Origin of the sequence: Diaphorobacter ruginosibacter (genome assembly GCF_014395975.1) — a bacterium.
Taxonomy (GTDB): domain Bacteria; phylum Pseudomonadota; class Gammaproteobacteria; order Burkholderiales; family Burkholderiaceae_C; genus Diaphorobacter_A; species Diaphorobacter_A ruginosibacter.
Map to the genome: position 1 here is coordinate 4,121,481 of NZ_CP060714.1, position 12,347 is coordinate 4,133,827.

Genomic DNA, 12,347 nt, shown 5'->3' on the forward strand with positions numbered 1-12,347 from the left:
GCGCAGCGCCTCAGGGGGATGTATCCAGTTCCCCGCGCGGCTCGCGGGTCATGAGGCTGTGTACCGCATCCGCCACGGCAAGGCGGCCATCGAGCAGGTCGACGACGGTTTCGGTGATGGGCATTTCCACGCCCAGAAGGCGTGCACGCGCATGCACGGTACGCGCGCTATAGACGCCCTCGGCCACATGCCCTAGCGATTCCACCGCCTGTGCAAGCGTCATGCCCTTGGCCAGCGCCAGCCCCACCTTGCGGTTGCGCGAGAGATCGCCGGTGGCCGTCAGCACCAGGTCTCCCAGGCCCGAGAGGCCCATGAAGGTTTCGGCGCGCGCGCCCAGCGCCAATCCCAGCCGCGACATCTCGGCCAGGCCGCGGGTGATCAGCGCCGCGCGGGCATTCAGGCCCAGCGCCAAGCCGTCGCACAGGCCCGTGGCAATGGCCAGCACGTTCTTGACGGCACCACCGACCTCCACACCGATGATGTCAGAGTTGGCGTAGACGCGAAGGGCCTCGCCATGGAACGCATCGACGAGCAACTGCGACACCCCGGGGAACGCGCTGGCGGCGACCAGCGCCGTGGGCTGGTGGCGTGCGACCTCGTCGGCAAAGCTCGGGCCGCTCAGCACGCCGCACTGCAGATCCGGAGCCACCTGCTGGCAGACCTCGTGCGCGAGCAGGCCGACGGAGCCTTCGGGCGCACCGGCCCGCACGGCCTCGAACCCCTTGCACAGCCACACGACGGGTACACGCACCTGTGCGAGCTGCGTGAGCCACTCGCGCAGCGCGGCCATGGGCGTGCCCAGCACGATCAGGTCGGCATCGGCGGCCTGCGCCACCGCATCGCCGCTCACGACCTGCAGGGACGCGGGAAACTGCACGCCGCGCAGATAGCGCGTGTTGGCCCGCTCCTGCTGCATCTGCCGCGCCTGCTCCGCATCGCGCGCCCAGAGAGTGACGGAATGCGAACCCGCGCGCGCAGACGCGCTCATGGCGATGGCCGTGCCCCAGGCACCGGCGCCAATGACAAAAATCTTCATGCGCCAAGAATAGCAAGACTTGCGCAGTGCTTGATGAAAGCCACCCACAGCCGCGGGCCAACGAAAAAAAGATCATCGAGCCTTGTCAGAGAAGAAGGCTTTCAGAACGACCGCCTGCGCAGCGCGCGCCCGCCTTGAACTGTTCACAACAATGCTGAGATGGCCCCTCAGACGCGACGCAAAGGCGAAGACAGTACAAGCGTACGGCAAGCCTTTGCAACAAAGTATGAGGGGCCATATCAGCACCTCAAAACGAAGACTCTCACCGCAAGCGCTAAACGTCCATTCGTCACGCGACTCAAAGGACTCGGTATTCCGCCAAGAACCAAGAAAAATCCCCGCAGCGGCCATGCATGCCGGTGCGGGGATGGGATGGTGCGCGCGGTGCTTACTGAGCCGTCGCGTTGCCAGCCTGCGCGGCGGCAGCTTGCTGCTGCTCGTACATGGCCTGGAAGTTGATCTCTGCCAGGTGCACGGGCGGGAAGCCGGCGCGGGTGATCACGTCTGCCACGTTGCCGCGCAGGTACGGATACACGATCTGCGGGCAGGCGATGCCGATGATCGCACCCATCTGGTCTTCGGGGATGTTGCGGATTTCGAAGATGCCGGCCTGCTTGGCCTCGACCAGGAACACCGTCTTGTCCTTGATCTTGGTCTGCACCGTCGCCGTCACGGCGATTTCGAAAATGCCTTCAGCCACGGGGTTGGCTTCAACGCCAAGCTGAATGTCCACGTTCGGCTGTTCCTGCTCGAGCAGGATGGCCGGAGAGTTGGGTTGTTCCAGGGACAGGTCCTTCAGATACACGCGTTGGATCTGGAACACTGGGGTTTCTTCGGTCGCCATGGTTGTTTGGGTCTTTCAATCAGAACAAAGCCCGCCGGGAGAGTCCCGCAGCGGGCAGGGCATTATGCAACGCCGGTGGGCGCTGGCAAATTTTCATCGCCGGGCCGCCCGGGATGCGAGGGGCCCCTGGATACAGCGGCCCCTGCGAAGCAGGGAAGCGCGGCGGCCACGGATCATCAGGCGCCTTGCAGCAGCGGCATCAAGCCACCGCGCCCATCGAGCGCCACCAGATCATCATGCCCACCCACATGGGTGTCGCCGATGAAGATCTGCGGAACAGTGCGCTGGCCGGTGATTTCCATCATCTTCACGCGTTCGTCGGGATGGGTGTCCACGCGGACTTCCTCGATCTGCTCCACGCCCTTGGCCTTGAGCAGCTGCTTGGCGCGAATGCAGTAGGGGCAGACGGCGGTGGTGTACATCTTGACGGCTTGCATGTTCTGTTCCTTTCAATCATTGTCATGGAGCACCGCTGCAGGCAGAGCAGCACGTCTGTGCGCTGCTGCGTCCTGCGCGCGGGTCTCCGCAGTCACTTGGAGGTGCTTCAGGCCTTTTCAACGGGCAGCGATGCCTCGCGCCACGCGGTCAGGCCACCGGACAGCGCCTGTGCGTTGTCGAAGCCGAGTTTCTTGGCCACACCGACCGCACGCTGTGCGCGTGCACCCTTGGCGCACACCAGGATCACCGGCACGGCCTTGTTCTTGACCGTCTGGGGCAGCTTTTCCTCCAGTTGGCCCAGCGGCACGTTCTTCGCACCCTTGACATGGCCTGCAGCGAATTCTTCAGGTTCGCACACATCGATAACCACTGCCTTTTCGCGGTTGATCAGCTGAATGGCCTGCGCCGTGGACAGCGAGCCCGCGCCTGCGCCCTTGAGCATGGGGTAGAACAGCATCGAGCCGGAAACCAGTGCGATGAGAAGCAAATACCAGTTGTCTAAGATGAATTTCACGAACGTCCTTCGGGTTGGCAAACCGCGTAATTTTAGAATGACGGGTTTTTGGCTTGTTCGTTTGAGGGGAACCCATGCACAAACTGGTTCTGATTCGTCATGGCGAATCGACTTGGAATCTTGAAAACCGCTTCACCGGCTGGACCGACGTGGACCTCACGCCCACCGGCGTCGAACAGGCAAAGAATGCCGGTCGCCTGCTCAAGGCCGAGGGCTACGAGTTCGATCTGGCCTACACCAGCGTGCTCAAGCGCGCCACCCGCACGCTGTGGCACACGCTCGACGAGATGGACCGCACCTGGCTGCCGGTGCAGCACAGCTGGCGCCTCAACGAGCGCCACTACGGCGCCCTGCAGGGCCTGAACAAGGCCGACATGGCCAAGAAGTACGGCGACGCCCAGGTGCTCGTGTGGCGCCGCAGCTATGACACGCCGCCGCCGGCGCTCGAGGCCACCGACCCGCGCAGCGAGCGTGGAGACATCCGCTACGCGGGCCTCAAGGACGGCGAAGTGCCCCTCACCGAATGCCTGAAGGACACCGTCGCCCGCGTGATGCCCTTCTGGAACGAGTCCATTGCCCCTGCGATCCGCTCGGGTAAGCGTGTGGTGCTGGCCGCCCACGGCAACTCGATCCGCGCACTCGTGAAGTCCCTGGACGGCATTTCGGATGACGACATCGTCGGCCTGAACATCCCCAACGGCATTCCGCTGGTATACGAGCTGGACGACAACCTCAAGCCGATCCGCCACTACTACCTTGGCGACGCAGAGGCGGCCGCCAAGGCTGCTGCGGCGGTCGCTTCGCAAGGCAAGGCCTGACCGGAAGGAGCCTCGGGCCGGTTTTCCTGCCGGATCGCCCGCCAGATCGTCCGCCCATGGGCGATCCGCGCGGGCACATCGGCCCGGCATGGGCGAAAATGCGCGACTTCGATGCCGCCCGGGCCTGTTTGAAGGCAAATGCCCCGGGCCGCGAGCCCCGACTTCGCTGTTTCGGGCCGCAAGTCGTCAGACAATGGAACCCCGGGGACTGCCCGAGATCAATACCGAACTAAGATGTATATTGTTCGGTCAAGGTGACACATATATGGGCCAGAAACTCAAAATAGCAGGTTGGATCTCCGTCGGCGTCGTTGCCGGCGCGCTCACCACGGTTTCCCTGCAAACCGTGGCCCGTGGCGGCATGACGCCCCTGCCCCTGGAGGAAATCCAGCAGTTGTCCGCAGTTTTTGGCCTGATCAAGACCGACTACGTCGATCAGGTCGATGACCGCAAGCTGATCACGGACGCCATCTCGGGCATGGTGTCGAGCCTCGACCCGCACTCCCAGTATTTCGACAAGAAGTCCTTCAAGGAATTCCGCGAAGGTACGACCGGCAGGTTCGTCGGCGTCGGCATCGAGATCACGCAGGAAGACGGCCTGATCAAGATCGTGTCGCCGATCGAGGGGTCGCCCGCCGACCGCGCCGGCATCAAGACCAACGACCTGATCACCAAGATCGACGACACCGCCGTGAAGGGCCTGTCGCTCAATGATGCCGTCAAGAAGATGCGCGGCGAGCCCAACACCAAGGTGACGCTGACCATCCTGCGCAAGGACGAGAGCCGCAGCTTCCCCGTGACCATCACGCGCGAGGAGATCAAGACCCAGTCCGTCAAGGCCCGGATGATCCAGCCGGGTTACGCATGGGTGCGACTGTCGCAGTTCCAGGAACGCACGGTCGATGATTTCGTGCGCAAGGTGGATGACCTGTACAAGCAGGACCCCAACATCAAGGGCATGGTGCTCGACCTGCGCAACGACCCGGGCGGCCTGCTCGACGCCGCCGTGGCGATCTCCGCCGCCTTCCTGCCCGAGAACGTGACCGTGGTGTCCACCAACGGGCAGTTGGCCGAGAGCAAGTCCACCTTCAAGGCCAGCCCGGAGGACTACGCCCGCCGTGGTTCCGACCCGCTCAAGAGTCTGCCTGCCGCGCTCAAGAAGGTGCCGCTGGTGGTGCTGGTCAACGAAGGCTCGGCCTCGGCCAGCGAAATCGTGGCCGGCGCACTGCAGGATCACAAGCGCGCCACCATCATGGGTGCGCAGACCTTCGGCAAGGGGTCCGTGCAGACCGTGCGTCCCCTCGGCCCCGACACGGGCATCAAGCTGACCACGGCGCGCTACTACACCCCGAGCGGACGCTCCATCCAGGCCAAGGGCATCGTTCCCGACGTGATGGTGGACGAGACCGCGGAAGGCGACCTCTACGCATCGCTGCGCCCCCGCGAGGCAGACCTCGAGAAGCACCTGTCGAGCGGCCAGGGCGAGGAGGTCAAGGACGCAGCGCGCGAAAAGGCCCGCGAGGAAGCCATGAAGCGCCTCGAGGAAGAGTCCAAGGACAAGGAAAAGGCCAAGAAGGAGCGCCTGCCCGAGTTCGGCTCCGAGAAGGACTTCCAGCTCAACCAGGCCCTCAACCAGCTCCGGGGCCAGGCGGTCCAGGTCAGCAAGACCAAGACCGAGCGTCCGGAAGCCAAGAAGGAAGACTGACGGCGTACTACCGCAGGCACTCCGCTGGCACCCCGTGCTGGCTCCGCTCAGCGACATCACCCGTAGAAAAAAAGGCCGGCGAGACCCGGCCTTTTTCTTGGAGCGGGACAATCGCGGGCAGAGACACTCCAAGGTGCAGATCCTTCCTGCCCCGCCATCCACCCGGCCCCGGACAATGCGGGAGCAGGCAGACACGCGCGAAAGAATGACATGACAGACGACCAACTCCTGCGTTACTCCCGCCACATCATGCTCGATGAAATCGGCATAGAGGGCCAGGAACAGATCCTGTCGGCCCATGCGCTGATCATCGGTGCCGGCGGCCTCGGCTCCTCCGTCTCGCTCCTCCTCGCGGCAGCGGGCGTGGGACGTATCACCCTGGTCGACGACGATCAGGTCGATCTCACCAACCTCCAGCGCCAGATCGCCCATACCACGGCCCGCGTCGGCATGGACAAGGTGGAGTCCGCGCGCACAGCCATGCTGGAGATCAACCCGGACGTGCGCATCAGCGCGCTGCGCGAGCGCGTGGAGGGCGAGCGGCTCGATCAGCTCGTGAGCGAAGCCACGGTCGTGCTCGACTGCACCGACAACTACCGCACCCGCCATGCCATCAACGCGGCGTGCGTGCGCCAGCGCAAGCCCCTGGTGGCCGGAGCCGCGATCCGCCTCGATGGCCAGATCACCGTGTTCGATCCGTGCCAGCCGGATTCGCCCTGCTATGCCTGCCTGTTCTCGCCGCAGGACCAGTTCGAGGAAGTGCAATGCTCCACGATGGGGGTGTTCTCTCCCATGGTCAGCATCATCGGTTCCATGCAGGCGGCCGAGGCGCTCAAGCTGATCGTGCCATCCGTGGGCCCGTCGCTCGCCGGCCGGCTGCTGATGCTCGATGGCCGCAGCATGCGCTGGACCGAGATGCGCACGGCGCGCGACCCTGAATGCAGCGTTTGCAGCTCAACTGGCGCCAATCAAGGCAAGTAGGATCATTCCCACACAGCAACCCTGTTGACGCTGGCAAAATGCCAACCTTTTTGGCACGTAGAGTAGCAACGGTGCACTTCCCTTTCTTTCACGAGACAAACCGGGAAGCGCCCATCAAGGCATATCGACTGACTTTCTGGCTGCTGTGAAATTGCGCACATACATCGTAGAAGACAACGCCACCATCCGCGAGAACCTCATAGGCACACTGGAGGAGCTTGCAGATGTGGAGGCCATCGGCACGGCCGAGACCGAGAATGACGGCAAGGCCTGGCTGACTGCGAATCCCGGAGAATGGGATCTCGCAATCGTCGATCTGTTTCTGCGACAAGGCAGCGGCCTCGGCGTGCTGGAGGCATGCCGCCATCGCCATCAAGCCCAGAAGATGGTGGTGCTCAGCAACTACGCCACGCCCGATGTGCGCATGCGCTGCGCACAGCTCGGCGTCGATGCCGTCTTCGACAAGTCCAACGAAATCGACGCCCTCGTCGACTACTGCATACAGCACGGGCAAGGCGATCGCCAGAGCGCTTGAACGCCTGAGGTGCCGCGCCGCGCCCTCTCCACAATCACTCCCGCGGTCACATCCCCATGGGCGCCGGCAATGATGGGCCGATCAGCCCATCACGCGATCCACCCATTCATCCATCAATCCATCAATCCATCAATCCATCAATCGATCAGCTTGTTCTTCAGTGCGTAGTACGTGAGATCGCTGTTGGATGACAGCCCCAGCTTTTCCATGAGGCGTGTGCGATAGGTGCTCACCGTCTTCACGCTCAGCGAGAGCGACTTTGCGATCTCGCCGGCAGTCTCGCCGCGGGCAAGCTTGAGAAACACCTGGAATTCGCGCTCGGACAGTTGCTCGTGCGGCGGGGCATCGTCCTTGCGATTGAGCTGCTGCGCCAGAAGATCGGCAACGGCCGGTGTCAGGTAGCGGCGTCCCAGCGCAATCGTGCGGATGGCCTCCACGATTTCCTTGGGGTCGCATTCCTTGTTGAGATACCCGCTCGCCCCCTGGCGGATCAGGTTGATGGCGTAGTGTTCCTCGGGATAGCCGCTGAGGATGAGGATACCCATGTTGGGTGCCTTGGCGCGGAGCATCGCAAGAGCATCGAGGCCGCTCTGCCCCGGCATTGCCAGGTCCATCACGAGAACATCGACCTCATGGGCACGGATCAGGTCGATCGCCTCGCGTCCATTCGCAGCCTCGCCTACCACCCGCAGGTCGACGTGTTCTGATAAAAACTGTTTCAAGCCCGACCGGACGATTGCGTGGTCGTCCACAATGCCAACTCTGATCATTCCTGTTCTTTCTATACAGCAGCTGCTGAACCGATATGGGAACAAGCGGCTACTATGGTAGAGAGTTCATAACCCTGTCAATCGCATGATGCCATGGTTAAGCAAGGCTTAATCGAGAATCGATCCGATTGTGTTACCAGGATTAACCATCCATGCGAAAGTTTCCCCTCACCCGAATGACGGTCAACATGCTGCTGGCATTCTTTGCCGCGGTGATGCTGCTGGGCGTCAATGAAGTGGGATACATCAGCTCGCATTCGGCAATCGAGCGCTTTGAAAAGGCCCAGTCCACGCGACATACGCTGGATCGCTTGATGCGGGAGATGCTCAGCATCGAGAGCGGCCTGCGCGGCTACCTGCTCACCGGCAATGCGCAGTACATCGAGACCTACGCGAAAAGTGCGCAGTCGATCGAGAAGAGCATTCACGATCTGCATGGGCTGCTTGCCGATTCGGCCGAGAACAGCCAGGACTTCACCGATCTGTCCAGCCAGATCGCGCGGCGCATCTCCGAACTGAACCTGAGCCTGCAGCTGCACCGAGAGGGCAACGAGGATGCCTGGCGCTTCGTGCTCACCACCGACGTCGGCCTGAAGAACATGGATGCCATCCGCGCCACGTCCGAGCGCATGATCGCGCGCACCAACCAGCGTGCCGAGGACAGCAACGACGAGATCCTCCATTCGCTGGCGCTCTCGCGCATGGGCATCGCCGCGGTCGGTGCGGTGGGCCTGCTTGCGTTCTACATGTACCTGCGCAAGGCCGAGGCGCTGCGCATTGCGTCCGAACGCGAGAAGGAGGCACAGGCCCGCGAACGCGATCAGCTCGAGCAACTGGTGCGCGACCGCACGGCCTCCCTGGGGAAGCTTGCGACCCACCTGCAACAGGTGCGCGAGGAAGAGCGCGGGCATCTTGCGCGCGAGCTCCACGACGAGCTCGGTGCACTGCTCACGGCGGCCAAGCTCGACGTGGCGCGGCTCAAGTCGCATGTGGATATCTCCGTGCCGGAAATCGGGGAACGCCTCAAGCATCTGGTGGAGACGCTCAATGGCGTCATCTCGCTCAAGCGCCGCATCATCGAGGACCTGCGCCCCTCGTCCCTGTCCAACCTGGGGCTGACCGCATCCCTGGAAATCCTCACGCGCGAGTTCGCCGAGCGCACCAAGATGAATGTCGAGGTCAGCCTTGAAGCCGTGCAGCTGTCCGCCTCGTCCCAGCTCACGGTCTATCGCCTGGTGCAGGAGTCGCTCACCAACATCGGCAAGTACGCCAAGGCGAGCAGGGTTCTCATCACAGTGCACAACTACCCCACGCACGTCACCGTGCAGGTGCGCGACGACGGGGCGGGTTTCAACACGCACGCAATATCACCCACGGCCCATGGCCTGGCCGGCATGAACCACCGCGTGGAAGCTGCCGGCGGACGCCTGAGCGTGACCTCCACCCCCGGCGAAGGCACGCTGGTGTCCGCCACGCTGCCGCACAGCAGCGGCGCCTGACACGCAGACCCGCCTTCACGGCGGCCCCTTCAGAATCCGTCCTACACGCGCAGTCGCACGACACCGTCGCGCCGTGACATCCGCCTGCCATACAGTGAAGCCATGTAGCGCATGCGCTGCACGTCGGACCACACTATTTCAATTTCCGAAGGATGTGAATATGCTCCATTACGCAGTAGTATTTCTGGTGATTGCGCTGGTGGCAGCCCTGTTTGGATTCGGGGGCATTGCTTCCGGTGCGGTCGGCATTGCAAAGATACTGTTCTTCGTTTTCATCGTGATTGCCGTGATCACCTTCCTCATGGGCTTGACCAAGCGGAAGTAAGCACGATGGGAATGCTGCGCAGAGCAGTCAACAAGAGAATTTCAGCACGAAAGGAATTTCAATGAGCGATTTGCACAAAGCTGCCGAAGATGCTGCCGACGCAGCCAAGAGCACGGCCGAAGACATGCTGGACAGTGCACAGCACGCCGCCCGTTCCACGCGCCGTGCTGCCAACCGTGCACTGGACAAGGCAGAAGCCAAGCTCGACGAATGGGAGGACGAACTCGACACCCACTCCCGCATCGACGATCTCGCGGCACGTGCCCAGGAGTTCGCCAACCGCAGCATCAACTACGTTGCCGATCGCAGCCAGCGCGCACGCCAGCAGTTCAACCAGGCCACCGATGCCACCTGCCAGTATGTGCAGGAACAACCGGGCAAGTCGGTGATGATCGCCGCCGCCGCAGGCGCGGCCGCGGCCGTTCTTGTGATGCTGGCCCGTGGGCGCGATCGCTGATCGGTCGCATCGGTCTTCTTCCAGATCCGCCTTTCGTCGGTTCTTTCGAATCCTTCCATCTGTTTGCACGGAGTTCAACATGAAGTATGTACGCGCACTGACATTCGCCGCACTTGCCGGCGTGACCATCATCACCGCCACCGGCTGCTCGGTGGCCCGGGACCAGCAGACGCTGGGCTCCTATGTGGATGACACCGGCATCACCACCGCGGTGAAGACCCGGTTCGCCGAAGACAAGAGCGTTGCAGCCACCTCCATCAGCGTGGAAACGCTGAACGGAACGGTGCAGCTGTCGGGCTTTGCGAAGTCCCAGGCAGAAAAGGACCGCGCAGAGGCCATCGCACGCAACACCAAGGGTGTGCGTGAAGTGCGCAACAGCATCGTCGTTCGTCCCTGATTCACATTCAGCCCTGATGGGTTGATCCAGCCGGCGGCGTTCCAAGGCGCCGTTCGCTGAAGCAGGCCGCTTTCCTTTCTGGGAACGCGGCCTTTTTTTGACAGGCATTTTTTGATGCTTCGCGAAACAACGCGGTGGATGGAGTCGCGCGACGAATGGCTTGCCGTACGTTGGGGACGAATACGCTGAGGCCATGGGCAATCGGCCCAAGCCACGGCACAATGCGACCCATGCGGCTATTTCATTGCGGCCACTGCGGCTCGCTGGTCTTCTTCGAAAGCTTCCAATGCGTGCATTGCGGCAGCACGCTCGCCTTCGTGCGCGAGCACGTGGACATGCTCGCGCTGCAACCGGCCGGGGATGAAGCCGACGGACTATGGGAGCGCCGCGCGCCGCGCCCGGGACTCGGCGCAGTACACGAAAGCACCTCGGACTCGGGTGTCAGCCAGACCGAGGCGCCCTACCTGCGCTACCGCATGTGCGCCAACCGCACCAAGCACCAGGTCTGCAATTTCGCGCTGATCGACACCCCCGACACCCCGCAGGACGCCCTGTGCCCCGCCTGCGTGCACACGCGGGTGTTGCCGGATCTCTCCGATCCCGCCAACCTGCGGCGCTGGAGCGTGATCGAAGCGGCCAAGCGCAGGCTCTACTACATCGATATCCGGCTCGGTATCGACCGCCTGCCCGGAGAGACCGGGCCCATCTTCGAATTTCTGGCCGATGTGCCCGGCTCCATGCCGGTGCTCACGGGCCATGCCTCGGGTGTGATCACGCTGAACATCTCCGAGGCGGATGACGATGAACGCGTGCGCCGGCGCGTCGCATTCCACGAGCCCTACCGTACCCTGCTGGGCCATCTGCGCCATGAGATCGGCCACTACTTCTGGGATGTGCTGGTCGCGCGCGGCAACAGGCTCGAACTGTTCCGCGAACTGTTCGGCGACGAGCGGATCGACTACGGCCAGGCGCTGCTCGACTACTACGCGCGCACACCGATTCCGGACCCGCTGTGGCAGGACTCGCACGTCAGCGCCTATGCCACGGCCCATCCCTGGGAGGACTGGGCGGAAACCTGGGCGCACTACCTGCACATGGTGGACTTGCTGGAGTCGGCACGGAGCTTCGACACCCGCATCAGCGTTCCCAGCCCGCTGGGTGACCAGCACTTCACCATGGTGGACCCCTTCGCCATGCCGCCGCCCAGCTTCGACAGCATGCTCAGCGCACTGGTGCCCGCGACGCTGCTGCTCAACAGCCTCACGCGCAGCCTGGGACAGATCGATGCCTACCCGTTCGCACTGAGCCTGGCCGCGCAGCGCAAGATGCGCTTCGTGCACGAGGTCATCTCGGAGCGGCGCATCACGACAGCACCCGCGCCGCAGCAGGCGCCGCCGGACGCTGCAGCCGGTTGAGGCGGAAGACTATTTCGCCTGCGATGCCAGCTTCTCGCTGAGCCTGCGCTGCACGTTGGCCGACACGAACTTGTCGACCTCTCCACCCAATGAGGCGATCTCGCGCACGAAGGTGCTGCTGATGAACTGGTACTTGTCGCTCGGCGTGAGGAACACGGTCTCCACCTCCGGCATGAGGTGGCGGTTCATGCCCGCAAGCTGGAATTCGTAGTCGAAATCGGTCACCGCGCGAAGCCCGCGGAGCATGGCCTTGCCGCCGCGTGCAACGACGAAGTCGCGCATCAGGCCCGAGAAACTTTCCACCTGCACCTGCGGATACGGCTTGCAGGCCTCGGTCACCATGGCAATGCGCTCTTCCAGGTTGAACAGCGTCTTCTTGTGATGGCCGGCCGCCACGGCCACGATCACCCGGTCGAACAGCTGCGCGGCGCGGCGCACGATGTCCTCATGCCCCAGCGTGATCGGGTCGAAGGTTCCGGGATAGATGGCCAGCACGTTTTGCGCCATGGGTGTGTCTCCTCTACAGGCTCGGTCGATCAACGCACGCCACCCATGGGCATGCCATGGCGCATTATGCAATGCGCTGCGGAGGGCACCGGAGCATGGTCCTGGA

At 63.1% G+C, this 12,347-nt stretch carries 15 protein-coding genes; 9 read left to right on the plus strand and 6 right to left on the minus strand.

What is annotated here, in order from left to right; translation table 11 throughout:
• Window positions 1-10: 10 nt before the first annotated feature.
• From H9K76_RS18685 to H9K76_RS18700, 4 genes are all read right to left on the minus strand, one after another.
• Window positions 11-1,036: an NAD(P)H-dependent glycerol-3-phosphate dehydrogenase gene (locus H9K76_RS18685; RefSeq protein WP_187596804.1), complete on the minus strand. Its 1,026-nt coding sequence runs from the start codon at window positions 1,034-1,036 to the stop codon at window positions 11-13.
• Window positions 1,037-1,424: 388 nt separating this feature from the next.
• Window positions 1,425-1,880 carry a protein-export chaperone SecB gene (gene secB, locus H9K76_RS18690; RefSeq protein WP_187596805.1) on the minus strand — a complete coding sequence of 152 codons (456 nt, stop codon included), beginning with the start codon at window positions 1,878-1,880 and terminating at the stop codon, window positions 1,425-1,427.
• Window positions 1,881-2,056: 176 nt separating this feature from the next.
• The gene (gene grxC, locus H9K76_RS18695) at window positions 2,057-2,317 is read right to left on the minus strand and encodes a glutaredoxin 3 (protein WP_187596806.1); all 261 of its coding nucleotides are present in this window, start codon (window positions 2,315-2,317) and stop codon (window positions 2,057-2,059) included.
• Window positions 2,318-2,424: 107 nt separating this feature from the next.
• On the minus strand, window positions 2,425-2,832 hold the full coding sequence (locus tag H9K76_RS18700) for a rhodanese-like domain-containing protein (protein ID WP_187596807.1): 408 nt from the start codon (window positions 2,830-2,832) through the stop codon (window positions 2,425-2,427).
• 74 nt (window positions 2,833-2,906) lie between these two features.
• Here H9K76_RS18700 and gpmA point away from each other — a divergent pair, with 74 nt between their 5' ends.
• The 4 genes from gpmA to H9K76_RS18720 all read left to right on the plus strand — a co-directional run bounded on the left by gpmA (window position 2,907) and on the right by H9K76_RS18720 (window position 6,871).
• Window positions 2,907-3,650 carry a 2,3-diphosphoglycerate-dependent phosphoglycerate mutase gene (gene gpmA / locus H9K76_RS18705; protein ID WP_187596808.1) on the plus strand — a complete coding sequence of 248 codons (744 nt, stop codon included), beginning with the start codon at window positions 2,907-2,909 and terminating at the stop codon, window positions 3,648-3,650.
• A gap of 265 nt (window positions 3,651-3,915) precedes the next feature.
• Complete coding sequence (locus tag H9K76_RS18710; protein ID WP_187596809.1) at window positions 3,916-5,355, plus strand: S41 family peptidase; 1,440 nt, start codon at window positions 3,916-3,918, stop codon at window positions 5,353-5,355.
• A 210-nt stretch (window positions 5,356-5,565) separates the two neighbouring features.
• Entirely contained in the window at window positions 5,566-6,336 is a 771-nt protein-coding gene (locus H9K76_RS18715; protein ID WP_187596810.1) for a HesA/MoeB/ThiF family protein, read from the plus strand.
• 145 nt (window positions 6,337-6,481) lie between these two features.
• Window positions 6,482-6,871 (plus strand): response regulator, encoded by a 390-nt coding sequence (locus H9K76_RS18720; RefSeq protein WP_187596811.1) that lies wholly within the window; start codon window positions 6,482-6,484, stop codon window positions 6,869-6,871.
• A gap of 137 nt (window positions 6,872-7,008) precedes the next feature.
• Here H9K76_RS18720 and H9K76_RS18725 read toward each other — a convergent pair whose 3' ends face one another.
• On the minus strand, window positions 7,009-7,641 hold the full coding sequence (locus H9K76_RS18725) for a response regulator (protein ID WP_187596812.1): 633 nt from the start codon (window positions 7,639-7,641) through the stop codon (window positions 7,009-7,011).
• Between the two features lie 152 nt (window positions 7,642-7,793).
• Here H9K76_RS18725 and H9K76_RS18730 point away from each other — a divergent pair, with 152 nt between their 5' ends.
• The 5 genes from H9K76_RS18730 to H9K76_RS18750 all read left to right on the plus strand — a co-directional run bounded on the left by H9K76_RS18730 (window position 7,794) and on the right by H9K76_RS18750 (window position 11,734).
• On the plus strand, window positions 7,794-9,140 hold the full coding sequence (locus H9K76_RS18730) for a sensor histidine kinase (protein ID WP_246475141.1): 1,347 nt from the start codon (window positions 7,794-7,796) through the stop codon (window positions 9,138-9,140).
• 160 nt (window positions 9,141-9,300) lie between these two features.
• Window positions 9,301-9,465, plus strand: a complete 165-nt coding sequence (locus tag H9K76_RS18735; protein ID WP_187596813.1) for a DUF1328 domain-containing protein — start codon at window positions 9,301-9,303, stop codon at window positions 9,463-9,465.
• Window positions 9,466-9,526: 61 nt separating this feature from the next.
• Entirely contained in the window at window positions 9,527-9,922 is a 396-nt protein-coding gene (locus H9K76_RS18740) for a hypothetical protein (protein ID WP_187596814.1), read from the plus strand.
• A 79-nt stretch (window positions 9,923-10,001) separates the two neighbouring features.
• On the plus strand, window positions 10,002-10,319 hold the full coding sequence (locus H9K76_RS18745; protein ID WP_187596815.1) for a BON domain-containing protein: 318 nt from the start codon (window positions 10,002-10,004) through the stop codon (window positions 10,317-10,319).
• 230 nt (window positions 10,320-10,549) lie between these two features.
• Window positions 10,550-11,734, plus strand: coding sequence for a zinc-binding metallopeptidase family protein (locus tag H9K76_RS18750; RefSeq protein ID WP_187596816.1), 1,185 nt, complete (start codon window positions 10,550-10,552; stop codon window positions 11,732-11,734).
• 9 nt (window positions 11,735-11,743) lie between these two features.
• On the opposite strand, the gene coaD is transcribed toward H9K76_RS18750, so the two are convergent.
• A complete protein-coding gene (gene coaD, locus H9K76_RS18755) occupies window positions 11,744-12,241 on the minus strand; it encodes a pantetheine-phosphate adenylyltransferase (protein WP_187596817.1) in 498 nt (165 codons plus the stop codon).
• Window positions 12,242-12,347 lie beyond the last annotated feature (106 nt).